General features: G+C 69.4%; 21 protein-coding genes. 15 read left to right on the top strand and 6 right to left on the bottom strand.

Going from position 1 to position 22,256, the window contains the following annotated elements; translation table 11 throughout:
* The first annotated feature begins 148 nt into the window (after positions 1-148).
* Positions 149-2,233, top strand: a complete 2,085-nt coding sequence (locus ACGFX9_RS06255; RefSeq protein WP_393465698.1) for a glycosyltransferase — start codon at positions 149-151, stop codon at positions 2,231-2,233.
* Positions 2,230-3,528 (top strand): acyltransferase, encoded by a 1,299-nt coding sequence (locus ACGFX9_RS06250; protein WP_393465290.1) that lies wholly within the window; start codon positions 2,230-2,232, stop codon positions 3,526-3,528. Before ACGFX9_RS06255 ends, ACGFX9_RS06250 begins: the two co-directional genes overlap by 4 nt.
* Positions 3,529-3,587: 59 nt before the next feature.
* Here ACGFX9_RS06250 and ACGFX9_RS06245 read toward each other — a convergent pair whose 3' ends face one another.
* Positions 3,588-4,586: a LysR family transcriptional regulator gene (locus tag ACGFX9_RS06245; protein ID WP_393465287.1), complete on the bottom strand. Its 999-nt coding sequence runs from the start codon at positions 4,584-4,586 to the stop codon at positions 3,588-3,590.
* Positions 4,587-4,635: 49 nt separating this feature from the next.
* On the opposite strand from ACGFX9_RS06245, the gene ACGFX9_RS06240 reads away from it, so the two are divergent.
* Both ACGFX9_RS06240 and ACGFX9_RS06235 read left to right on the top strand, forming a co-directional pair.
* The gene (locus ACGFX9_RS06240) at positions 4,636-5,259 is read left to right on the top strand and encodes an RBBP9/YdeN family alpha/beta hydrolase (protein WP_393465284.1); all 624 of its coding nucleotides are present in this window, start codon (positions 4,636-4,638) and stop codon (positions 5,257-5,259) included.
* A 129-nt stretch (positions 5,260-5,388) separates the two neighbouring features.
* Positions 5,389-6,318, top strand: a complete 930-nt coding sequence (locus tag ACGFX9_RS06235; protein WP_393465280.1) for a hypothetical protein — start codon at positions 5,389-5,391, stop codon at positions 6,316-6,318.
* 11 nt (positions 6,319-6,329) lie between these two features.
* On the opposite strand, the gene ACGFX9_RS06230 is transcribed toward ACGFX9_RS06235, so the two are convergent.
* Both ACGFX9_RS06230 and ACGFX9_RS06225 read right to left on the bottom strand, forming a co-directional pair.
* Complete coding sequence (locus ACGFX9_RS06230) at positions 6,330-6,977, bottom strand: NAD(P)-dependent oxidoreductase (protein WP_393465277.1); 648 nt, start codon at positions 6,975-6,977, stop codon at positions 6,330-6,332.
* 73 nt (positions 6,978-7,050) lie between these two features.
* Entirely contained in the window at positions 7,051-8,031 is a 981-nt protein-coding gene (locus ACGFX9_RS06225) for an EamA family transporter (protein ID WP_393465273.1), read from the bottom strand.
* 155 nt (positions 8,032-8,186) lie between these two features.
* Between ACGFX9_RS06225 and ACGFX9_RS06220 the strand changes: the two genes are divergently transcribed.
* From ACGFX9_RS06220 to ACGFX9_RS06210, 3 genes are all read left to right on the top strand, one after another.
* Positions 8,187-8,729, top strand: coding sequence for a MarR family winged helix-turn-helix transcriptional regulator (locus tag ACGFX9_RS06220; protein WP_393465269.1), 543 nt, complete (start codon positions 8,187-8,189; stop codon positions 8,727-8,729).
* 119 nt (positions 8,730-8,848) lie between these two features.
* Complete coding sequence (locus tag ACGFX9_RS06215; protein ID WP_393465266.1) at positions 8,849-9,508, top strand: hypothetical protein; 660 nt, start codon at positions 8,849-8,851, stop codon at positions 9,506-9,508.
* A gap of 329 nt (positions 9,509-9,837) precedes the next feature.
* The gene (locus ACGFX9_RS06210) at positions 9,838-10,548 is read left to right on the top strand and encodes a hypothetical protein (RefSeq protein WP_393465263.1); all 711 of its coding nucleotides are present in this window, start codon (positions 9,838-9,840) and stop codon (positions 10,546-10,548) included.
* A 90-nt stretch (positions 10,549-10,638) separates the two neighbouring features.
* Here the strand turns inward: ACGFX9_RS06210 and ACGFX9_RS06205 are convergent, their stop codons facing one another.
* Both ACGFX9_RS06205 and ACGFX9_RS06200 read right to left on the bottom strand, forming a co-directional pair.
* Positions 10,639-10,821, bottom strand: coding sequence for a DUF397 domain-containing protein (locus ACGFX9_RS06205; RefSeq protein ID WP_393465260.1), 183 nt, complete (start codon positions 10,819-10,821; stop codon positions 10,639-10,641).
* A gap of 12 nt (positions 10,822-10,833) precedes the next feature.
* Positions 10,834-11,685, bottom strand: a complete 852-nt coding sequence (locus ACGFX9_RS06200) for a helix-turn-helix domain-containing protein (protein WP_393465257.1) — start codon at positions 11,683-11,685, stop codon at positions 10,834-10,836.
* 228 nt (positions 11,686-11,913) lie between these two features.
* Here ACGFX9_RS06200 and ACGFX9_RS06195 point away from each other — a divergent pair, with 228 nt between their 5' ends.
* From ACGFX9_RS06195 to ACGFX9_RS06185, 3 genes are all read left to right on the top strand, one after another.
* Entirely contained in the window at positions 11,914-12,414 is a 501-nt protein-coding gene (locus ACGFX9_RS06195) for an ATP-binding protein (protein ID WP_393465254.1), read from the top strand.
* Positions 12,415-12,611: 197 nt separating this feature from the next.
* A complete protein-coding gene (locus tag ACGFX9_RS06190; RefSeq protein WP_393465252.1) occupies positions 12,612-13,952 on the top strand; it encodes a nitrate/nitrite transporter in 1,341 nt (446 codons plus the stop codon).
* A gap of 129 nt (positions 13,953-14,081) precedes the next feature.
* Positions 14,082-15,233 (top strand): uroporphyrinogen-III synthase, encoded by a 1,152-nt coding sequence (locus ACGFX9_RS06185; RefSeq protein WP_393465249.1) that lies wholly within the window; start codon positions 14,082-14,084, stop codon positions 15,231-15,233.
* Here the strand turns inward: ACGFX9_RS06185 and ACGFX9_RS06180 are convergent.
* Positions 15,185-15,751, bottom strand: coding sequence for a DUF1772 domain-containing protein (locus tag ACGFX9_RS06180; RefSeq protein WP_393465246.1), 567 nt, complete (start codon positions 15,749-15,751; stop codon positions 15,185-15,187). The genes ACGFX9_RS06185 and ACGFX9_RS06180 overlap by 49 nt on opposite strands.
* Positions 15,752-15,915: 164 nt before the next feature.
* Here ACGFX9_RS06180 and ACGFX9_RS06175 point away from each other — a divergent pair, with 164 nt between their 5' ends.
* The 5 genes from ACGFX9_RS06175 to ACGFX9_RS06155 all read left to right on the top strand — a co-directional run bounded on the left by ACGFX9_RS06175 (position 15,916) and on the right by ACGFX9_RS06155 (position 22,231).
* Complete coding sequence (locus ACGFX9_RS06175) at positions 15,916-16,503, top strand: CGNR zinc finger domain-containing protein (RefSeq protein ID WP_393465243.1); 588 nt, start codon at positions 15,916-15,918, stop codon at positions 16,501-16,503.
* 96 nt (positions 16,504-16,599) lie between these two features.
* Positions 16,600-17,184, top strand: a complete 585-nt coding sequence (locus tag ACGFX9_RS06170; RefSeq protein ID WP_393465241.1) for a sigma-70 family RNA polymerase sigma factor — start codon at positions 16,600-16,602, stop codon at positions 17,182-17,184.
* The gene (locus ACGFX9_RS06165; protein WP_393465238.1) at positions 17,181-17,972 is read left to right on the top strand and encodes a zf-HC2 domain-containing protein; all 792 of its coding nucleotides are present in this window, start codon (positions 17,181-17,183) and stop codon (positions 17,970-17,972) included. Before ACGFX9_RS06170 ends, ACGFX9_RS06165 begins: the two co-directional genes overlap by 4 nt.
* 93 nt (positions 17,973-18,065) lie before the next feature.
* Complete coding sequence (locus ACGFX9_RS06160) at positions 18,066-20,426, top strand: HelD family protein (protein WP_393465235.1); 2,361 nt, start codon at positions 18,066-18,068, stop codon at positions 20,424-20,426.
* Positions 20,427-20,797: 371 nt separating this feature from the next.
* Complete coding sequence (locus ACGFX9_RS06155) at positions 20,798-22,231, top strand: NAD-dependent malic enzyme (RefSeq protein ID WP_393465232.1); 1,434 nt, start codon at positions 20,798-20,800, stop codon at positions 22,229-22,231.
* Positions 22,232-22,256 lie beyond the last annotated feature (25 nt).

Raw genomic sequence — 22,256 nt, 5'->3', positions numbered from 1 at the left:
GTCCGCCGGCCCCCGCAACAGTCACGCCCAGCCCCGGAACCACCACGCCCAGTCCAAGGGCGGCCGCCGTCGCGCGCCGGCCCGAGGCGGCAAGAAGCGCAGACTTCCCCTGCGCTATCTCCTGCCCTCGCTCATCCTGGTCGCCCTGATGGCGATGCTCATGCTGCGCGGCTACACGCACAGCGAGATCCTCGCCGACCACCGCGTGCGCCCGCCCGCGGCCACCGACAAGGTCCCGCAGAAGATCCTCGAAGGCGGCGGCCCGGTCATCGACACCCGCGGCGACCACGAGGAGACACTGAGCGTCCCCCGCCACCGGCTCGTGCTGACCTTCGACGACGGCCCGGACCCGGAATGGACCCCCAAGGTCCTCGACGTACTGAAGAAGCACCACGCGCACGGCGTCTTCTTCGTCACCGGCACGATGGCCTCCCGCTACCCCGACCTCGTCGAGCGCATGGTGGACGAGGGCCACGAGGTCGGCCTGCACACGTTCAACCACCCCGACCTCTCGTACCAGTCCACGAGCCGCATCGACTGGGAGCTCTCACAGAACCAGCTGGCCCTCGCGGGCGCGGCCGGCATCCGCACGTCCCTCTTCCGTCCCCCGTACTCATCCTTCTCCGACGCCATGGACAACAAGTCCTGGCCGGTGACGCAGTACATAGGCAGCCGCGGCTACCTCACCGTCGTCAACAACACCGACAGCGAGGACTGGAAGCGCCCCGGCGTCGCCGAGATCATCCGCCGCGCCACCCCCAAGAACGGCAACGGAGCCGTCGTCCTGATGCACGACTCCGGAGGCGACCGCTCGCAGACGGTCGCCGCGCTCGACACCTTCCTGCCCGGTCTGCAGGACAAGGGCTACCGCTTCACCAACCTCACCGAAGCCCTTGACGCGCCCAGCGCGCACGCCCCGGTCAGCGGCATAGGGCTGTGGAAGGGCAAGGCCTGGGTCTTCCTGGTCGGAGCGTCGGAGAACATCACCGGCGTACTGGTGGTCGCCCTCGCGATCATCGGCTTCCTGGTCCTGACCCGCTTCGGCCTGATGCTGCTGCTCTCCGCGGTGCACGCGCGCAAGGTGCGCAAGCGCGGCTTCCGCTGGGGCCCGGACATCACCGAACCGGTATCGGTCCTCGTGCCCGCCTACAACGAGGCCAAGTGCATCGAGGCGACGGTCCGTTCGCTCATGTCGAGCGACCACCCCATCGAGATCATCGTCATCGACGACGGCTCATCGGACGGCACGGCGCTCATCGTCGAGGGTCTTCGCCTGCCGAACGTACGCGTGGTACGCCAGCAGAACGCGGGCAAACCGGCCGCTCTCAACAGGGGCATAGCCAACGCCCGGTTCGACCTCATCGTGATGATGGACGGCGACACGGTCTTCGAGCAGTCCACCGTGCGCGAGCTGGTGCAGCCGTTCGGCGACCCGCGCGTGGGCGCCGTGGCGGGCAACGCGAAGGTCGGCAACCGGGACTCGCTGATCGGCGCCTGGCAGCACATCGAGTACGTGATGGGCTTCAACCTCGACCGCCGGATGTACGACATGCTCGGCTGCATGCCGACCATCCCCGGCGCCGTGGGAGCCTTCCGGCGTTCGGCACTTGAGCGGGTCGGCGGCATGAGCGACGACACGCTCGCCGAGGACACCGACATCACGATGGCGATGCACCGGGACGGCTGGCGCGTCGTGTACGCGGAGAAGGCGCGCGCGTGGACCGAGGCGCCGGAGACGGTGCAGCAGCTGTGGTCGCAGCGCTACCGCTGGTCGTACGGCACGATGCAGGCGATCTGGAAGCACCGCCGCTCGGTGATCGAGTCGGGCCCCTCGGGCCGCTTCGGCCGGGTGGGGATGCCGCTGGTGTCGCTGTTCATGGTCCTGGCACCCCTGCTGGCCCCCCTGATCGACGTATTCCTGCTCTACGGCCTGGTCTTCGGTCCCACGCAGAAGACGATCATCGCGTGGCTCGGCGTGCTCGCCGTCCAGGCGGTGTGCGCGGCGTACGCCTTCCGGCTCGACCGCGAACGCATGACCCATCTGATCTCGCTGCCCCTGCAGCAGATCCTCTACCGGCAGCTGATGTACGTCGTGCTGCTGCAGTCCTGGATCACCGCCCTGACCGGAGGCCGCCTTCGGTGGCAGAAGCTCCGGCGTACGGGAGTGCTCGGGACACCGCCCTCGATTCCGCAGCAGCGGACGGGCAGCCCTGATCGGAGGCCCGTCGCATGAGTTACCCCACCCAGCCGCTGCCGCAGGTGCCGCCCCCTCCGGGGCTGAGGAATCATGGCCCGGCGGCTCCCGGCCTGGCGGTGACGCCGGTCGCCCCGGGGGCCCCGGCGGCTCCAGCAACTCCAGCAGCCCCTTCGGCGCCCAAGAAGCCGGGCCGGGACCGCTACTTCGACGTCCTGCGCTCGCTCGCCCTGGTCCGCGTCGTCATCTACCACCTGTTCGGCTGGGCCTGGCTGACGATCCTCTTCCCCTCCATGGGCGTGATGTTCGCCCTGGCGGGCGCGCTGATGGCACGCTCGCTGAAGCGCCCGGCATGGGGCGTCATCAGAGGCCGGATACGCCGCCTCCTGCCGCCCATGTGGGCATTCAGCGCGGTCGCGCTCTTCCTCCTCTTCTACGGCGGATGGAACGTGACCAAGGACCCGGACCACGGGGACACGTGGGGCCTGGTCAGCATGCTCAACTACGTCTTCCCGCTCGGCGCCCCGCCGTTCCCCTGGCACATCGGGGACAAGGCGGGCCTCCTGGAGGACACCTGGCCCGCGCAGGCGGCGGGCCCGCTCTGGTACATCCGCGCGTACTTGTGGTTCGTGATCGCGTCGCCGCTGCTGCTGTGGGCGTTCCGCAGGGTCCCGTGGGCGACGCTGTTCGCCCCCCTCGCCCTGACGGCGGTGCTCGCCACGGGTGTCGTGACGATCCCGGGCGAGACGGGCAACGCGGTGTCGGACTTCGCCGTGTACGGCAGCTGCTGGGTCCTGGGCATCGCCCACCAGGAGGGCGTACTGGCGCGCGTCCCGCGCTACTTGGCGGTCTCCGTCTCGGCCTTGATCATGGCCTTCGGCCTGTGGTGGGCCTCGGGCCATCTGGGCCCGGACGGCTGGGACCTGAACGACATTCCGCTGGCCCAGGCGGCGTGGTCCTTCGGCTTCGTCGTCATCCTGTTCCAGTACTCGCCGTCGTGGCAGGAGCTGCCGCGCCGCCTTGCGCGCTGGGACAAGCTGATCACGCTCTCCAACAACCGCGCGGTCACGATCTACCTGTGGCACAACCTCCTGATCATGGCGACGGTGCCGATCATCGACCTGGCGTACGACCTGCCGTTCATGGAGAACGAGCGCTGGAGCTCCGCGCTGGACTCGACGTACATGCTGTGGATGACGGTCCTGGTCTGGCCGCTGATCGGCCTGATGGTGGTGGCGGTGGGCTGGCTGGAGGACCTCGCGGCCAAGCGGAGGCCCCGGCTCTGGCCCAATGGGGCCAAGGCGGGGAAGGGGCGGAGGGCTCGGGCGGTTTGATTGTCCGCGAGCCTGGCGCTCGGCCGGGATGGCCCCGAGGGCGTGTCGAACTCCGGCCCCTACGTCCCCGCCCCATCCGACGAGCCGCCCAGTGGGTTCGAGGTCCCGGCGCCGCGTGTCGTGGCGGAGGACTCCGATGCGAGGGCTGCTGTGGTCAGGTGGGTCAGGGTTGCCCTCAGTACCGGGTCGTTCTCCGCGCCCGTGCGGACCGCCGCGAAGACGTGCCGTGTGGGGGGTTGGCCCTCGACCGGGCGTAGGGCCAGGCCCGGGCGGTGGAAGGGCTGGACCAGGCGGGGGATCAGGGCCACGCCCGCGCCCGCTTCGACCAGGGAAGCGAGTGACTGCCAGTCGTTCACCGCGTGGCGGATCTCCGGGGTGAAGCCACCCGCCGCGCAGACCGAGCGGGTCACCGCGCCGCAGCAGCTTCGGGGGTCTCCGACGATCCAGGGGTCGGCAGCCAGTTCGCGCAGGGGGACTTGGGGGCGGTGCGCCAGGCGGTGCGTGGCCGGTAGCGCGATGTCGAGGATGTCGGTGAGCAGGTCCGTCCGTACGTAGCGGCGGTCGGTGAATGGGGGCGCTTCCGCGAAGTCCACGGCCACCGCCACGTCGATCTCGCCCGCGTCGAGGCGGGTGAAGAGGTCCGGTGGCTCGGCCTCGATTACGGCGATGTCTATCGCGGGGTGCGTTTTGGCCAGCTCCGTCAACGCGGCCGGCAGCAAGCCGGAGATCGCGCTGGAGAAGGCGCCGATGGTGAGGGTGCCGCGGCGGCCCTGGCCCCAGGCCGCCAGCTCGGCACGTGCCCGTTCCAGCTGTGCGGCGATCACATCCGCGTGCTGGAGCACCACCCTTGCCTGGCCGGTCAGGCGGACGCCCCTTCCCTTGCGCTCCAGCAGGGGTACCCCCAACTCGCGGGACAGCGCCGCCAGTTGCTGAGAGACAGCTGACGGCGTCAGGTGCATGGCCTCCGCGGTCTTCGCCAGGCTGCCGCGGCGGTCCAGTTCGCGCAGTGCGGCCAGGCGGCGCAGATCTATCGTGAAGGTTCCGCTTACCTGTTCCATCCAGAGACATTAACTGGACCTGATGGGTCGGGGGGCCGACGATCGGTGGGTGACCTCGACCTCGGACGCAGACATCAGCTCCTCCTCCTTTCTGATCCTTCACGGGTGGGAGAACCATCGGCCCGAAGGCCACTGGCAGCGGTGGCTCGCGGGTGAACTCGCCGACCGTGGCGCCCGCGTCACCTATCCGCAGCTTCCGGAGCCCGACGACCCCGATCTGGAGACATGGCTCGGACAGTTGCATGCCCTTCTTGATCCCGGTGGTGGCGATGTCGTCGTCTGCCACAGCCTCGGTGTCCTGCTGTGGCTGCACGCCGTGGGACGCGGTGGAGTCCGGGCCGAGAGGGTTCTCCTCGTCGCGCCGCCGTCCGACGAAGTGCTCGCCGGGTACGAGGAGGTCGCCGGCTTCTGCGGTCCCGGCGCCACCGCCGCGCAGGTGGCCTCCGCCGCCGGTGCGACGCGGCTTGTGGCCGGTGACGACGATCCGTACTGCCCGGGCGGCGCCGCCGAGCAGTACGGGGTGCCACTGGGACTCGACACCGATGTCGTGCCCGGCGGTGGGCACCTTGACCTGGACGCGGGGTACGGGGCGTGGGAGTCGGTGCTCGCGTGGTGTCTTGATTCGTCGGTGCGGATCTCGGGGCGGATCTCCGGGCGGAATCGGGAGCCGTAGACCCCGTAGCCGGTGTGGCGGGCGGGGCTTGTGCGGGGGTGGCTCGTAGTGGATGTTGGGGAGTGGGCGGGGGCAGGGGGTCTCCGTCGGGCTCTGTGAAGAGCGGACAGCGAGGGGACCCGAACCGATATGACCCAGCCTCCCGGTCAGCCGCCGCAGGACGGATTCGGCCCTCCGCAGCAGCCCCAGCCGCCCGTGCCGGGGGTGCCGGCCGGCCCCTATGGGGCTCCGCCGCCTCCTCCCCCTCAGGCCGAGGGGCAGAACCCATACGCGGGGCAGGGGCCCGACGCCGGTCAGAATCCGTACGGCGGACCACCGGCCCAGCAGCCGCCCGCGTACGGCCAGCCGCCGGCCTATGGCCAACAGCCCGCGTACGGCCAACAGCCCGCCTACGGCCAGCCGCCCCAGCAGCCGCCCGCCTACGGACAGCCCCAACCCCCGTACGGCGGCGGTGCCCAACCGCCACCGCCCCCCGCGCCCGGAGAGCCCGGCAAGCGACGCCTAGCCCTGATCATCGGGTCCGTGGTCGTTGTCGCCGCCCTCGTCGGCGGTGGGATCTTCCTCGCCACCAGCGGTGACGGCGACGACGACAAGAAGCCGAAGGCCGACAAGAGCGTCTCTGCCGGGCCATCGGCCGACCACTCCGAGTCCGAGTCCCCGTCCGCGTCCGCGTCCGAGACCGAGGAACTGCCCTCGGACGATCCCGCCACCGAAGACCCCCTGGAAGAGGGCGAGAAGAGTCGGCCCGCCGGTGAGACCGGCTACCAAGGGCAGTGGCAGAACGACGAGAGCAAGACCCTCACCATCGGCGACAAGCTGTCATCGGGGCAGGGCAAGGGCAAGCACTCCGTGTCGTACATCGACGCGGGCGGCGACGGCCTCTGCATGGGGCTCGGCCAGGAGCAGAACGGCACCGGCTTCCGGATCGCCCTCAAGTGCGGCACCGGCGACGACGCCAAGTACATCTCGGCGAACCTCACCCAGGCCAACGACGAGGTCACCCTCAAGTGGGACAAGGGCGGCGGCAGCGATGTCCTGCCCTGGGTCGACTCGGTGTAGGGGCCGCCGCCTCAGTAACCGGCGGTGAAGCGGCCGCGCCTGTGCCTCGGGGTTTCCGCCTCGTCCACGAGCGCGATCGCCAAGTCCTCCATGGAGAGGGACGAGTTGCCTTCCGCGTCCACGAGCAGCTCGTCCGTACCCAGGCGGAATGTGCCGGTGCGGGTGCCCGGCTCCAGGACGGCGGACGGGCTCACGTAGGTCCAGTCGACGTCCGTGGCCGCCGTGCGGACCACCTCGTACTGGTCGTTGGACGCCTGGGCGATGTGCCGCCACGCCATGGGGACGTACCTCGGGTCGTCGATGGCGGCCACGGCCCCCTGAGTGCCGGGGACCGTCAGGCTGCCCGCGCCGCCGACTATCAGCAGCCGCACGCCGGTGCCCGCCAGGCCCTCCAGGAGTGACTTGGCGGTGGCGGCATGCTCGTGCTCGCGGCCCGGCGCCGGTCTCGTGGCGTTGATCACGAGGTCCTGGCCCGCGCTCAACTCCGTTACGTCGTACGGGATTCCGGCGTCGCCCGTGCGGTGGGTGGCGGCGGGGTGCAGTTCGCCGTAGCGGGCCGGGTCGCGGACCACCGCGGTCACCTCGTGGCCGCGGGTCAGGGCCTCCGCCACGACTCGGCTTCCTACGTTTCCTGCTGCTCCGAAGACGGTGATGCGCATGGGATTCAGCTCCTTGGGAACCGGGGGGGTGGGGATTGAGGCGTGGATCGTGGGGGGGCGTGGGGGAGGCGCGCTACCTCTGCTTCCGCACCCTTCCGCCCCCGCTCTGCCCCAGCAGCACGCTCCCCAGTACCAGCACCAGGCCGCCCACCTGCCACACGGTCAGCGTCTGGCCCAGGAGCAGAAGACCGGCCAGCGTGGCGACGACCGGGTTGGTCAGGCCGAGGAAGGAGACGGATGAGGCGGGGAGGCGTTCGATGCCGCGGAACCACAGGGCGTACGCGATCGCCGTGCCGATCAGGCCGAGGTAGACGTACCCGGCGATGTTGGCGCCGGTGAGGTGGCTCGGCAGGCCCTCCGCGGTGAGGGCGATGGGGGCCAGGACCAGGCCGCCCGCCGTCAGTTGCCACCCCGTCAGGGTGAGCAGCGAGACTCCCTCGGGGCGGCCCCAGCGCTTGCTGAGCACCACCGCGAGGGCCATCAGCGTCGTCGCCGCCAGCATCGCCGCGATCCCCAAGGGGTCCACCGCCGCGCTGCCGCGCAGGACCAGCAGCGCGACTCCCGCGACACCGACAAGCCCCGCAAGGAGCGTACGACCGGAAGGCCGCACCTTCAGTACGCCGATCCCGAACCCCGCCACCAGCAGCGGCATGACCGCGCTGACCGTCGAGGCGACACCTCCGGGCAGGTGGTACGCGCCGAAGAAGAGCAGCGGGAAGAACGCCCCGAAGTTCAGCAGCCCCAGCACGGCCGCCTTCCACCACCAGTCACCCCTCGGCAGCCGCCGGGTGAGCGCGAGGAGGATCAGCCCGGCGGGCAGCGCACGCAGCGCCGCGGCGAGCAACGGGCGGTCGGCGGGCAGGAGTTCCGTGGTCGTGACGTAGGTGGTGCCCCAGGTCGCCGGGCCGATGGCGGCTAGCGCGGCGATGCCTGCGGCGGCTTTGGCGGTGGTCGTGGTCGTGGTCGTGCGGGCGCCGACAGCGCCCGCTGCCCTGCGTGTGGTGACGGTGCTTGTGCTGGTGCTGGTGCTGGTGCTGGTGCTGGTGACCGACATGGCAGTTCCCCCTCGGAGTAGCTTCACTCAACGTTGTTATTCTCAACGTTGAGATAAATATGGACCCGAGGATCCGCGAACGTCAAGTATCTGAACGTTGAGATAACGGGATACCCTGACCCTGCTCACCCCGGGCCGGCAACAAGGAGTCACGCATGGCCGACAAGGCGAACACGCCGGCGGAACCCACCACCGACGCCATAGACCAGCTCCGCGCCCAGTGGCGCAGCGAGCGGCCCGACCTGGATCTCACCGCCCTGGACGCGATGGCCCTGGTGGGCCGCATCAAGCGCGCCGACCATCTGCTGAGCAAGGGCATGAAGCGGGTCTTCGTCGAGTACGACCTGGAGTTCGCGGAGTTCGACGTCCTCGCCACGCTGCGGCGGGTCGGCGCCCCGCACGAACTGACGGCGGGCGGACTCCTGAAGACCGCGATGGTGACGTCAGGCGCGATCACCAACCGCCTCGACAAACTGGAACGCAAGGGCTTGATCGAACGCCACCCCGACCCGTCCGACCGCCGGGCGATCCGCGTCCGCCTCACCGATGCGGGCCGAGAGCTGGTCGACCGCGCGGTGGTCGACCACGTCACGAACGAGGAACGGATGCTGGCGGCTCTGTCCGCTGATGACCGCAGGGCGCTGGATGGGGCGTTGCGGCGGTTGTTGGTTTCGCTGGGGGACACGCATCTGGGCTGAGCGCGGGGCCACATCGGAGCCGCCGGTACTCCGGGGCGCGAAGCTCGACGTGACGTCGCCCTTCCCTCATGGATAGCTTGGTTCGCTCCAGGGAACCCTCGTCTCATCAGGAGCTGACCGTGAATCGCCGACCCACCCTGCTCGCAGCGGCCACCCTCACTGCTGCCGCAGTCCTTTCGCTTGCCGCGTGCGGAGGGGGCGATGGCGGCTCCAAGGAGAACGACAAGATCGCCGGTGCCGACTCCGGTGCGAAGAGAGAGTCGCCGTCTCCGACAGCATCCGACGACGGGATCGACCGCCCGGAGATCAAGCTGCCGAAGGACGTGAAGTATGCGTTCGAGGGCGGGAGTACTGGGGACAAGACCAAGGACGCGGTGCTGGCGGACAACGAGCAGAACCTCAGGGCGATCGATTCCGCGATCACGGTGGGCGAAGACTCCGCGCAGGCGGCGCTGAAGTTCTACAACAAGGACAAAGCGCTTGTTTCTGCTGCCGGCTACATCAAGTCCTTCTACGACGATGGCAGGAGCTTCGTCGGAACCACCCGCTACTACCAGCGTGAGGTCAGTCTCCGTGCCGACGACACGGCAGCGTTGACGTATTGCGCCGACGCGACGAAGACGTACCCCATGGATCGCAAGACCAAGAAGGTAGACCGGTCGGCCCCGGCATCGGCTGACGACTACACCTTCTTCAGCGAGCAATTGAAGAAGAATCCCGAGGGTGTCTGGCAGTCGGTCAACGTCACTTCTGGTCCTGGAGCGAAGAAGTGCATGTGACCGGTGTGGCCGGGCTGAGGAAATTCATCAACTCGGCCGCTGCAGCTCTGGCTTTCGCCCTGGTCATCTTGCCCACCACTGCTCATGCAGGTGGCGGCAGGGGGAGCAGCAGTAATCAGCGAGGCAGTGCTCAGGGAGGCGCTGGGGAGGGGAAGATCAATGTCCGGACGAAGGTTCAGACGACCGTAAGCGGCGGGTCCGCGGTGGCCAAGACAGGGAATCTTTCGTCCGCTGACAGCAATTGGACACCCCCGGCCTGCTGGTACGAGCCTGCGTTCTCGCCCAAGGAAATTGAGTCCACCGTCAAGGCTTGGCGCAAGGTCAGCCTCATGGGGATCGGTGAACTGGTCGGCGGCGTTTACGACTCGTACTACAAGGAGGGGCATCCGTACAAGGACTACAACCTCGACAAGCAAGGCGAGGGGCAGTTCTGGGCGGCAGCCGTCAACCCCAACCGGAAGGACGATCCGGAGGCCGGCGCATGTGACCGACTGCCGTTCTGGGTTCCTGACGGTGATACTCCCAAGGAACCGCTCGCGGTGTCCCCCAAGGTCCTCGCCGAGTACGCCTATGACGAACTGCCCGTCCCCGGTACCGAGATCAAGATGACTCCCGAGGGAACGACGAAGGTCAATCTCCCGACCTGGGCCTGGCTGGACAAGGCGAAGTTCAAGAAGGTCTCCGTCACCGCGAGCATCCCGGGCTCGGGGCTTTCCGCGACCACGACAGCTGAACCCGTGTCCCTCTCGATTGATCCGGGGACGAAGGACGCCGAGACCTACCCGGCTTCAGGCACGTGCCCCATCGAGGACGGCAAGATCGGCGCGCCCCGCGCCAAGGGCACTCCCGCGGACACGTTGCCGCCGTGCGGTGTGAAGTACCTGCGCTCCTCCGGCGACGGCCCGTACAACCTCCAGGCGACCCTTACCTGGAAGATCAGCTGGACCAGCACCACCGGCGAGGGCGGTGAACTCCCCGAGGGCGAGTTCGGCGGGGATCAGCAAGTCGTGGTGGAGGAGATCCAGTCCGTCAACCGGTGAATTCGCCCTTCGCAGGGCAGTAGCGGTTGCAGAGAAATTCCGGTGGCGCACCGTATTGGTGGCGTGTCGCCGGAATTTTTCTGCAACCGGCTAGCGCGGAGTGGCTTTTAGGGTGCGTATCAGGGCGTGCAGGCGGTCAGGGGTTGTAGTGAGGCTGATGTCCGGGTCGTCGCTCTCACGGAGGTGGACCGTGCCGTCCGGGGAGGCGGCTATGTAGACGCAGTTGGACCCGTCGGGGCTGTAGGTCGACTTCTGCCAGTCGTGGGTGTGCAATGCGGTCCCTTCTCAGATGCTTCGCATGATGCGTTGTACGAAGTCGCGTGATTCCTGCGGCTTGAGTGCGCAGGCCTCCATGCGGTCCAGCACCGTGCGGTACTTGTCCAACTGAGCCTCCGCGTCCAGGAATTCGCAACCGTGGTGGGTGTCCAGCTGAACGGTGTCGAGCTGCGGGACGGGGCCGCGCACGTAGTCGAAGGACTGGCCGTTGCCAGGGAAGCTTGGCGTGGTGAAGGGGATCACGCGGACGGTGACGTTGTCCCGTTCGCTCAGTTCGAGGATGTGGGCGAGCTGGCTGCGTGCCGTGTCCGAGCCGCCGTACTGCATGCGCAGGGCTGCTTCGTGCACGAGCGCCGAGTATGCAATGGGGTCGGAGCGGTGCAGCACCGCCTGCCGCTTGATCCTGAACGACAGCCAGTGTTCGAGCTCGTACGGCCTGAAGGCCGGAACGGCCTCGCCGAGCATGGCGCGAGCGTGCTCTGGCGTCTGCAGGAGCGCCGGAATGTGCAGGGTCAGCGCCACTTGAAGCTGGCTGGCATGGTGCTCAAGTTCGGCCAGGTCGACGAGGTCGGGGCGTAGGTACTCGCGGTACTCCTCCCACCAGCCGCGAGTGCGCCGTCCTGTCATGGCGGCGAGGGCGTCCACCAGGGAGTCGTCGGTGCACGTGTAGGCACGTGCCGTTGCGCGGACGCGGTCGGCACCGACCGGGCTGCGGCCTGTCTCGATCATGCTGACGCGAGCTTGGTTGACGCCGAGTTGTGCGGCCGCCTGGGTGGCGGTTAGCCCTGCTCGTTCACGGAGCTTGCGCAGTTCGGCGCCCAGTCTCCGCTGGCGCAGTGTCGGCGTATTGGTGGGTGGCAAAGCGCCTCCTTTCGGGCCGTGTTGTGGCTTCCGCATCCCTCACACGAGTGAAGGGGTGATGCATCTCTAGCTATAGGTGAGAAGTATCTAACTATCTGCTCTACGGTAGTTCACGAACCGCTCAACTCGCGGCGCCACCGAAGCGGAAGAGCACCACGGCCTGTGGCACTGCCACCACTGAGTCGCGGCCGTCGAGTGAGTCAAGTCCCGCCCCTCCAGGAGGTACGCATGGTCACCGTAGCCCCACCCCAAGGCTGGTCCTACGCCCTTCATCTGCCCCATGACCCCCGAGCGCCCCGCGTCGCCCGTATGACCTTGCGGGCCGCTCTCGCCGGGCACGGCATGGGTGAACTTCTCGACGTGGCCGAGTTGTTGACGTCCGAGATGGTCACCAATTCCTACCGGCACACGAAAGGCCCCGCCTCGCTGCGGCTGCGCTCCGTGCGGGCCGGGCGGCTTCGGGTCGGGGTGTGGGACACCAGCCCCCACATCCCCGCCCCCTTCGACAAGCCCCCCGGGGCGTTCGGTGCGCCGCCCGTGCCGGCCGACTCCGACAGTGGGCGTGGGCTCTTCCTCGTACGGCATTGCGCGGACGCGTGGGGCGGGTGGCCGCTCGGGGATCAGCTCTTCGGCAGTGGGGGGAAGCTGTTGTGGTTCGAGGTGGGGGTGCCTGCGGGGTGCGCCGACCGAGTCGACCGAGCCGACCGAGGCGACCCGGGCCGCCGGTGACACCGGCTACCAGGGGCAGGGGCAGGGGCAGAGCCCGTCCTGCTCCTACGCCTCCCCCGCGAGGCCCCTCACCGCCCGCCCCACCGCCAGGTGAGAGCAAAGTTCCCCGCCGGTCACCGCGTGCCACGTGGCGGAAACCCGGTCTCCCTACCTTCGGAATCCATCAGCCGCCAGCTGTGGAGATGCGGAGGACTGTCATGTGGATCCAGCGGTGGGACCCGGAGGACGAGAAGTTCTGGAAGGAGGAGGGAGGCGAGCGGGTCGCCCGGCGGAACCTGGTGTTCTCGATTCTGTCCGAGCACATCGGGTTCTCCATCTGGACCCTGTGGTCCGTGATGGTGCTCTTCATGGGCCCCGAATACGGCATCGACCCCGCCGGAAAATTCTTCCTGGTGTCGATGGCCACCCTGGTGGGGGCCATCGTCCGCGTCCCCTACACCTTCGCCGTCGCCCGCTTCGGCGGACGTAACTGGACGATCATCTCGGCGAGCATGCTGCTCGTGCCGACCGTCGCGGCCTTCGCCGTGATGGAGCCCGGCACCTCGTACACCACCTTCATGCTGTGCGCCCTGCTCACCGGCGTCGGCGGCGGAAACTTCGCCTCCAGCATGACCAACATCAATTCGTTCTTCCCGCTGCGGAAGAAGGGCTGGGCGCTCGGGCTCAACGCCGGCGGCGGCAACATCGGCGTACCCGTCGTGCAGCTGGTCGGGCTCGGTGTCATCGGGGCGGGCGGCGGGCCCCGTGTGCTGCTCGGGGTCTACATTCCGTTGATCCTCGTCTCCGCCGTCTGCGCCTCGCTCTTCATGGACAACCTCGCGACCGTGAAGAACGACGCCGGCGCCGCCAAGGAGGCCGTCCGGGACCCGCACACCTGGATCATGGCGTGCCTCTACATCGGCACCTTCGGATCGTTCATCGGCTACAGCTTCGCCTTCGGGCTCGTGCTCCAGACCCAGTTCGGTCGTACGCCGCTGCAGGCCGCCTCCATCACCTTCATCGGGCCGCTGCTCGGCTCCCTGATCCGGCCCGTCGGCGGGCGGATGGCCGACCGGTTCGGCGGGGCCCGCATCACGCTGTGGAACTTCGTCGGGATGGGCGCGGCGACCGCCGTCGTCGTCATCGCCTCCATGCGGGAGTCGCTGCCGCTGTTCACCGCCGCGTTCATCGCCCTCTTCGTGCTCACCGGCTTCGGCAACGGGTCCACGTACAAGATGATCCCCGGCATCTTCCAGGCCAAGGCCCTGCAGCAGGGGCTGGAAGGGGAGGCCGCCGCTGCTTATGGGCGACGGCTGTCGGGGGCCTCGATGGGGCTCATCGGGGCCGTCGGCGCGCTCGGCGGGCTCGGGATCAACCTCGCCTTCCGGCAGTCCTTCCAGACCGTCGGATCGGGCACCGGAGCCTTCGTCGCCTTCCTCGTCTTCTATGCCGCGTGCTTCGTGCTCACCTGGGCCGTATACCTTCGCCGGCCCGCCGCCGCCGCGGCCTCCGAGCCGCACGCGGAGGAGAAGCCCCAGCTCACGTACGCGGAAGTCTGACGGATGGGTGGTCGTAGCCTGGTGTAACACGTACGACATCGAGATGATCCGGGGTTGTCACGGGCCGTTGACAGGCTCGTGCAACCCCGGATCACCCATCGCGCAATTAGCGGGACGAGAGCAGCTGCCATGCACGCGACCACTCAGAACGGCCACCAGAACGGTCCCCTCGCCGGATTCACCGTCGGCGTCACCGCCGCCCGGCGCGCCGACGAGCTCGGTGCGCTGCTTCAGCGGCGCGGCGCCACGGTCCTGCACGCACCCGCGCTCCGCATCGTTCCGCTCGCCGACGACAGTGAGCTCCTCTCCGCCACCAAGGAGCTGATCGACCACGCGCCCGACATCGTGGTCGCCACCACCGCCATCGGGTTCCGCGGCTGGGTCGAGGCCGCCGACGGGTGGGGGTTCGGGGACGCGCTGCTCCAGTGTCTGCGGGGCACCGAACTGCTCGCCCGCGGGCCGAAGGTGAAGGGCGCCATCCGTGCCGCCGGGCTCACCGAGAAGTGGTCGCCCTCATCCGAGTCCATGGCGGAGGTGCTCGACCGGCTGCTCGCCGAAGGGGTGGAGGGGCGGCGCGTCGCGCTCCAGCTGCACGGCGAACCGCTGCCCGGCTTCGTCGAGTCGCTGCGCGCCGCGGGGGCCGACGTCGTGGGCGTGCCCGTCTACCGGTGGATGCCGCCGGAGGACCTCGCGCCCGTCGACCGGCTCCTCGACGCCACCGTCTCGCGCGGCGTCGACGCCCTGACCTTCACCAGCGCGCCCGCCGCCGCGTCCTTCCTGGCCCGCGCCGAGGACCGCGGGATGGCGATCGAACTCTTCGCCGCCCTCCAGCACGACGTCCTGTCCGCCTGCGTGGGCCCCGTCACCGCGCTGCCGCTGCAGGCCCGCGGCATCGACACCGTCCAGCCCGAACGCTTCCGGCTCGGCCCTCTCGTACAGATCCTGTGCCAGGAACTGCCCTCCCGTGCCCGTACGTTGCCCATCGCGGGGCGCCGCGTGGAGATCCGTGGCCATGCCGTCCTGGTCGACGGCGAGCTGCGGCCCGTGCCGCCCGCGGGGATGTCGCTGCTGCGGGCCCTTTCGCGGCGCCCTGGATGGGTGGTCTCCCGCGCCGAACTGCTCCGGGCGCTGCCCGGCGCGGGGCGTGACGAGCACGCTGTGGAGACCGCGATGGCTCGGCTGCGTACGGCACTTGGGGCGCCGAAGCTCGTCCAGACCGTCGTCAAGCGCGGCTACCGGCTCGCGCTCGACCCGGCCGCCGAGTCCAAGTACGCGGACTGAGGCGCACCCTTGCCAAGGAGCACCAACGCCCGGGCGAGCAGAGCGAACGCCAGGGTGCACAGCACGGCGCGTACGACATTCCAGGCCACCCACGCGTCCTCGAACTTCTCGCGTACGGCGGCCGGATCGGCGATCTTCGCCGGGTCGCCCGCGTTCATGAGGTCGTCGTTCAACGGCACGTTCACGAACGACGTGAGCGCGAAGGCGACGACGTAGACGATCAGCGCCGCGACGACCCACCGGTGCGGGGCCGTCCCGCGCAGCTGCCACGCGGAGACGGCCGTGAAGAGCAGCGCCCCCATGAAACTCGCGAAGAACACCGGGTTCTGGATCACGTCGTTGATGTTCTGCATGACCTCGATGTAGACGCGGTCGCCGCTCCTCGCGAGGCCCGGCATGACCGCGCAGGCAAAGACGTAGAAGGCCCCGGCGATCAAACCCATGGCGACGGTGGCCACCCCCAGAACTGCCCCGGCGGTGTTCCGCCCCCGACTTTCCGTCCCACGTATGTCTGTCATGGGGATGAGTCAAGCGTGCGGGCGGGCTTTGGACCATGGTTCAGCGGCGCTTCGCCATAAGCGGGCGTCTCACCCGCTCCCGGTGGCAGGGGTTCCGCGTCCGCCCAAGGAGAGGCACTGTAGGGAGAGCACCACCGGTAACCCCACAAGGCGGTGACAGGCACATGGTGTTGGGCATGGACCCGGCCACGTACGAGCTGCGTTTCGACTCCGGGCGCAGCTGTCTCGACCTCGTGGCGACGACCCACCCCGTGGATCGGCTCGACTCCGTGGACCGGCTGCGTGCCTGGCTCGCGGGCGCCGGCCTCATCCCGGACCGCACGGCCCTGCCGGGAGCGACCCCGGCCTGGCTCGTCGCCTTCCGTGAACTGCGGGGAAGTGTCCGGCAGTTGGTCCTCGCCGAGCTCGAAGGGCGGCCCGCCGACACCGCCCTCGCCCAGGTCAACGCCCTCGCCGCACCCGCCCCGCCCGCCCCGCACGCCGTCCGCACCCCCGAGGGCAGACTCGTCCGCACCCTGCGCGGCGACCCCGGCTGCGCGGCCCTCCTGGCAGCCGTGGCCCGCGACGCCGTGGAGCTGCTCACCGACCCCGCGGCGCGCGCCCTGCTGCGCCAGTGCGAGGGCGACAACTGCCCCATCGTGTACCTCGACACGTCCCGCGGCCGGCGCCGCCGCTGGTGCTCCAGCGAGGTGTGCGGCAACCGCGAGCGGGTGGCGAGGCACCGGCGGCGGGCGGCGCTCGCGCGGGCCTGATCGACATTGTTCCGCGCGGGGCTGAACACAACTGTTCCGGCGTACGTACATCCCCGGTGAGCCAGCCAAGACGAAGAGCGGACACCGGAGGCAGACGTGCGCAAGGATTCCGCCGTGGCCGATGAGCGCCCGCAGGAACGCCCGCACCGACATCGCCTTGTCCCCCACCGGGGCGGACCCGACGAGGAGTTGATGCGCGCCCTCTACCGCGAGCACGCGGGTCCACTTCTCGCCTATGTGCTCCGCCTGGTGGCGGGAGACCGGCAGCGCGCCGAAGATGTCGTACAGGAAACGCTCATCCGTGCCTGGAAGAACGCCGGTCAGCTCAATCGTGCGACCGGTTCGGTACGCCCCTGGCTGGTGACGGTCGCCCGGCGCATCGTCATCGACGGTCACCGCAGCCGGCAGGCCCGGCCGCAGGAGGTCGATCCGTCGCCGCTGGAGGTCATCCCCGCGGAGGACGAGATCGATAAGGCGCTGTGGCTGATGACTCTCTCGGATGCGCTCGACGACCTGACTCCCGCCCACCGGGAGGTACTTGTCGAGACCTATTTCAAGGGGCGTACGGTCAATGAGGCGGCCGAGACACTGGGTATACCGAGTGGGACGGTGCGCTCGCGGGTCTTCTACGCGCTGCGTTCGATGAAGCTGGCGCTCGAGGAGCGGGGGGTGACGGCATGAACGAGTCCGACTACACAGGCCATGGCGCGCAGGGCGACGTACACGAGACCGTCGGCGCCTACGCCCTCGGCGTCCTGGACGACGCGGAGGCCACGGCCTTCGAGGCCCATCTCGCGGGCTGCGAGTACTGCGCGCACCAGCTGGAGGAGTTCTCCGGCATGGAGCCGATGCTGGCCGCGCTCGCGGACTTCCCCGGGGCGCGCGGCGTACCGGAGATCGGTGAACAGCTCGCCGCCCGTCCGAGCCCGCGCCTCGCGGACCGGCTCGTGGACGAGGTATCCGTCAGGCGGGCGCAGAAGCGCAGGCGCGGCATGTATCTGGTCGCGGCGGCGGCAGCGCTGATCGTCGGCGGCCCGCTCACGGTCCTCGCGGTGAGCGACGGCGACGGCACGAAGGACATGGCGGGCGAACCGCACCCCACAAGCCCCGCCGAGGACGCCTTCTTCAACCACATGGACGACAAGATCAAGGCCACCGACCCGACGACCAAGGTCAGCGCCACGGTCGGCACGGAGGAGAAGGCCTGGGGCACGCACACGGTCCTTGAGCTGAAGAACGTGAAGGGTCCGCTCAAGTGCTCCCTGGTCGCGGTCGGCAAGGACGGCGAGAAGGAGACGGTGACCACCTGGTCCGTCCCGGAGTGGGGTTACGGCATCAAGGACAGCCCGAACAAATGGGCGCGTAGCCCGCTGTACGTCCACGGGGGCGCCGCGATGGACCGCAACGACATCGACCACTTCGAGGTCACCACCCTGGACGGCAAGCGTCTGGTGGAGGTCGAGGCATAGTCGAGGCATAGGAGAAGTGCACATAGGGGCCCCCTTTCGCGTACGGTGGACGGCTGCTCGATTGGGCAGCTGCACGTCCGGAAAGGGGCCTCGGTGGCCGACGTACGCGACCGTGAGATCAGCGTCGAACAGGAACATCTCGACCGGGTCTACCGGCGTCTCGAGGAGAAGATCCACGAGGCCGAGTTCCTCATGACCGACGCGGCCAAACGCTCGCAGGTGGGCACGCCCGGCGCGCTCGCCGAGCGGGACGCCCAGGTGTTTCGCGCGGGAGTGCATCTCAACCGGCTCAACAGTGAGTTCGAGGACTTTCTCTTCGGACGGATCGACCTGCTGCTCGGCAAGGACGGCAAGAAGGGCCCGGACGGCGCCTACACGTCGGTGGAGCCCGCCGAGGACGCCGTGAGCCCGAACAACACCGCCGAGATCGCCGAGACCCTGCACATCGGCCGTATCGGCGTCCTGGACGCGGACTACTCCCCGCTCGTCATCGACTGGCGGGCCCCGGCCGCGGCGCCGTTCTACCGCTCGACGCCGGTCGACCCCGGCCGAGTCGTGCGCCGCCGGGTGATCCGCTCCAAGGGCCGCAAGGTCCTCGGCGTCGAGGACGACCTGATGCGCCCGGAGCTGACGGCCACCCTGGACGGCGAGGGCCTGCCCGTCATCGGTGACGGCGCCCTGATGGCGGCGCTCGGCCAGGCCCGCAGCCACACGATGCGCGACATCGTGGCGTCGATCCAGGCCGAGCAGGACATGGTGATCCGCGCCCCCGCCGCCTCGGTGACGTACGTGGAGGGCGGCCCCGGCACCGGCAAGACCGCCGTGGCCCTGCACCGCGCGGCCTACCTCCTCTACCAGGACCGCCGCCGGTACGCGGGCGGCATCCTCATCGTCTCGCCGACCCCGCTGCTCGTGGCCTACACCGAGGGCGTGCTGCCCTCGCTCGGCGAGGAGGGCCAAGTCGCGATCCGCGCGGTGGGCGCACTGGCGGATGACGCCTCGGGCACGGTGGAGGCGACCGTGTACGACTCCCCGGCGGTGGCCCGGGTCAAGGGCTCGTCGCGGATGCTGCACGTCCTGCGGAAGGCGGCTCGGGGCGCTCTGGAGGGCGGCACGGGCGCGGCGGTGAAGACCGCGGCGCAGGACGGCCAGCTGTCCTTCGGCGACGACGACGCTTTCGAGGATGCGCCCAAGGCCCCCGCCCAGAGCCCCACCCGCCTCCGTGTGGTCGCCTTCGGCCGCCGCCTGGAGCTGGAGGCCGACGCCCTCGACCGCATCCGGCGCAACGCGCTCAGCGGCACCGCTCCCGTCAACCTGCTGCGCCCGCGCGCCCGCAAGCTCCTCCTGGACGCCCTGTGGTCCCAGTCGGGCTCCGCGGGCCGGCACAGCGACCCGGAACTGGCCGCCGAGCTGCGCTCGTCCTTCGACGAGGACATCACGTCCGAGGACGACTTCATCCGCTTCCTCGACGCCTGGTGGCCCGAACTGACACCGCGCGCCGTGCTCGCCGCGATGGGCGACGAGCGGCGCCTGGGCCGCTGGGCACGCCGCGACCTGAACCCGGGCGAGGTCCGCAAGGTCGCCCGCTCCCTCAAGCGCGACGCCCTGTCCGTGCACGACGTGGCGCTCGTCGACGAGCTCCAGTCGATTCTCGGTACGCCGCCCAGGCCCCGCAAGAAGAAGGAACTCGACCCCCTGGACCTGCTGACAGGCCTCGAAGAACTGATGCCGCAGCGTGAGGAGTCCCAGCGTGAGCGCGCCGAGCGGCTCGCCGCGGAACGCACGGAGTACGCGCACGTCATCGTCGACGAGGCGCAGGACCTGACCCCCATGCAGTGGCGCATGGTGGGCCGCAGGGGCCGCCACGCCACGTGGACGATCGTCGGCGACCCCGCCCAGTCCTCCTGGTCCGACCCGGACGAGGCCGCAGCCGCCCGCGACGAGGCCCTCGGCAGCCGCCCGCGCCGCCGCTTCACGCTCACCGTCAACTACCGCAACCCCGCCGAGATCGCCGATCTCGCCGCCAAGGTGCTGGCGCTCGCGATGCCGGGTTCCGAGTCGCCGTCAGCCGTTCGGTCCACCGGGGTGAAGCCGCGCTTCGCGGTCGTACAGAGCAAGGATCTCGGCGCGTCGGTGCGTGAGGAGGCGGCGCTGCTGCTCGGCCAGGTGGACGGCACCGTGGGCGTCGTCGTGGCGATGAACCGCCGCGAGCAGGCGGCCCGCTGGCTCGCGGGGCTCGGCGAACGGGTGGTGGCGCTGGGCAGTCTGGAGGCCAAGGGCCTTGAGTACGACGCGACGGTCGTCGTCTCTCCTGCGGAGATCGCGGACGAGTCCCCGGCGGGCCTGCGCGTCCTGTACGTGGCGCTGACCAGGGCCACACAGCAGCTGACGGTGCTGTCCGGCGAGCGTGACGACCCCGACGCGGAGGGCGTGCCGGACCTGCTCCGCGAATGACTTTCCGGGACGGGAATTGCCTTGCGGGGATCCTTTGTTACCGTTGATGTGGCACCGGCCCGATCCAAGCCCCCGGGCCCAACCTTCGTCGCTACGAGCGACCACTTGCCGCGAGGCGAGCATGGCGGGTCGGTGTCACTAAGCGTCAGGGAGAGGCCCTCGTCACCACGTGACGGGGGCCTCTTCCGGTTTTCAACCACCGGTTTCCGTTCACCCCTACCGGCTTCCTTCAACTTCTCGTATGGTGGAAACTAGTTTCCGAAAAGCTGGTGAACGAAAAGTTCGCAATCCGAGGCGGCTACCACGTACTCAGTGGTAGGTGCGACGATCGGACGGCAAGAGCTACACGGTGAAAGCAGAGGAAGTCGGCCATGGCAACGGCGCCCAGCGTCTCCTACTCGAACACGGTCCGGTTGGAGGTGCCCGCGAGCGGCACCGCGGTCTCCCAGATCACCACGGCCGTCGAGTCCCACGGAGGCTCGGTGACCGGCCTCGACGTCACGGCCTCCGGTCATGAGGCGCTCCGGATCGACGTCACGATCGCGGCGACCTCCACCACGCACGGGGACGAGATCGTCGCGCAGCTGCGCACGATCGAGGGCGTCACTGTCGGCAAGGTCTCCGACCGTACGTTCCTGATGCACCTCGGCGGCAAGATCGAGATGCAGTCGAAGCACCCCATCCGTAACCGCGACGACCTCTCCATGATCTACACCCCGGGCGTGGCCCGCGTGTGCATGGCGATCGCCGAGAACCCCGAGGACGCGCGCCGCCTCACCATCAAGCGGAACTCCGTTGCGGTCGTAACGGATGGTTCGGCCGTTCTCGGGCTCGGGAACATCGGCCCGAAGGCCGCGCTGCCCGTCATGGAGGGCAAGGCGGCCCTCTTCAAGCGTTTCGCCGGCATCGACGCCTGGCCGCTCTGCCTCGACACCCAGGACACCGACGAAATCGTCTCGATCGTCAAAGCTATCGCCCCGGGCTTCGCGGGCATCAACCTGGAGGACATCTCGGCGCCCCGCTGCTTCGAGATCGAGGCCCGCCTCCGCGAGGCCCTTGACATCCCCGTCTTCCACGACGACCAGCACGGCACCGCGATCGTCGTACTCGCCGCGCTGACCAACGCACTTCGTGTGGTCGGCAAGGGCGTCGGTGATGTACGGGTCGTCATGTCCGGTGCGGGCGCGGCCGGTACGGCCATCCTCAAGCTGCTCATCGCCGCCGGCGTCAAGCACGCCGTCGTCGCCGACATCCACGGCGTCGTGCACGCGGACCGCGAGGACCTCGTGGACGCCGCGCCGGACTCGCCGCTGCGCTGGATCGCCGACAACACCAACCCCGAGGGCGCCCGCGGCACCCTGAAGGAAGCGGTCGTCGGCGCGGACGTCTTCATCGGCGTGTCGGCCCCGAACGTCCTGAACGCCGAGGACGTCGCGGCCATGGCCGAAGGCGCCATCGTATTCGCGCTCGCGAACCCGGACCCCGAGGTCGACCCGGCAATCGCCCGCCAGACGGCGGCAGTTGTGGCCACGGGCCGCTCGGACTTCCCGAACCAGATCAACAACGTCCTGGTCTTCCCCGGTGTCTTCCGCGGTCTGCTCGACGCCCAGTCGCGCACCGTCAACACGGAGATGATGCTGGCGGCGGCGGGCGCCCTCGCGGACGTCGTCGCCGAGGACGAGCTCAACCCGAACTACATCATCCCCAGCGTCTTCAACGACAAGGTCGCGGGCGCCGTCGCCGATGCCGTGCGCACCGCGGCGAAGGCGGCCGGGGTGGCTGTGACAGGCGCCACGGCCCAGTAGTACGGCGCGTCGCGGAACGCGGGGC

The organism is Streptomyces sp. NPDC048436 (genome assembly GCF_043200355.1).
GTDB lineage: Bacteria > Actinomycetota > Actinomycetes > Streptomycetales > Streptomycetaceae > Streptomyces.
This window is presented reverse-complemented; position numbering and strand designations above follow the sequence as displayed.

What these genes read in the sequence shown, in the direction of transcription:
- ACGFX9_RS06255 (WP_393465698.1), top strand. Translation starts at nt 149, where the DNA reads ATGGCGATGCTCATGCTGCGCGGCTACACGCACAGCGAGATCCTCGCC.
- ACGFX9_RS06250 (WP_393465290.1), top strand. Translation starts at nt 2,230, where the DNA reads ATGAGTTACCCCACCCAGCCGCTGCCGCAGGTGCCGCCCCCTCCGGGG.
- ACGFX9_RS06245 (WP_393465287.1), bottom strand. Translation starts at nt 4,586, where the DNA reads ATGGAACAGGTAAGCGGAACCTTCACGATAGATCTGCGCCGCCTGGCC.
- ACGFX9_RS06235 (WP_393465280.1), top strand. Translation starts at nt 5,389, where the DNA reads ATGACCCAGCCTCCCGGTCAGCCGCCGCAGGACGGATTCGGCCCTCCG.
- ACGFX9_RS06230 (WP_393465277.1), bottom strand. Translation starts at nt 6,977, where the DNA reads ATGCGCATCACCGTCTTCGGAGCAGCAGGAAACGTAGGAAGCCGAGTC.
- ACGFX9_RS06225 (WP_393465273.1), bottom strand. Translation starts at nt 8,031, where the DNA reads ATGTCGGTCACCAGCACCAGCACCAGCACCAGCACCAGCACAAGCACC.
- ACGFX9_RS06220 (WP_393465269.1), top strand. Translation starts at nt 8,187, where the DNA reads ATGGCCGACAAGGCGAACACGCCGGCGGAACCCACCACCGACGCCATA.
- ACGFX9_RS06210 (WP_393465263.1), top strand. Translation starts at nt 9,838, where the DNA reads ATGGGGATCGGTGAACTGGTCGGCGGCGTTTACGACTCGTACTACAAG.
- ACGFX9_RS06195 (WP_393465254.1), top strand. Translation starts at nt 11,914, where the DNA reads ATGGTCACCGTAGCCCCACCCCAAGGCTGGTCCTACGCCCTTCATCTG.
- ACGFX9_RS06190 (WP_393465252.1), top strand. Translation starts at nt 12,612, where the DNA reads ATGTGGATCCAGCGGTGGGACCCGGAGGACGAGAAGTTCTGGAAGGAG.
- ACGFX9_RS06185 (WP_393465249.1), top strand. Translation starts at nt 14,082, where the DNA reads ATGCACGCGACCACTCAGAACGGCCACCAGAACGGTCCCCTCGCCGGA.
- ACGFX9_RS06180 (WP_393465246.1), bottom strand. Translation starts at nt 15,751, where the DNA reads ATGACAGACATACGTGGGACGGAAAGTCGGGGGCGGAACACCGCCGGG.
- ACGFX9_RS06175 (WP_393465243.1), top strand. Translation starts at nt 15,916, where the DNA reads ATGGTGTTGGGCATGGACCCGGCCACGTACGAGCTGCGTTTCGACTCC.
- ACGFX9_RS06165 (WP_393465238.1), top strand. Translation starts at nt 17,181, where the DNA reads ATGAACGAGTCCGACTACACAGGCCATGGCGCGCAGGGCGACGTACAC.
- ACGFX9_RS06155 (WP_393465232.1), top strand. Translation starts at nt 20,798, where the DNA reads ATGGCAACGGCGCCCAGCGTCTCCTACTCGAACACGGTCCGGTTGGAG.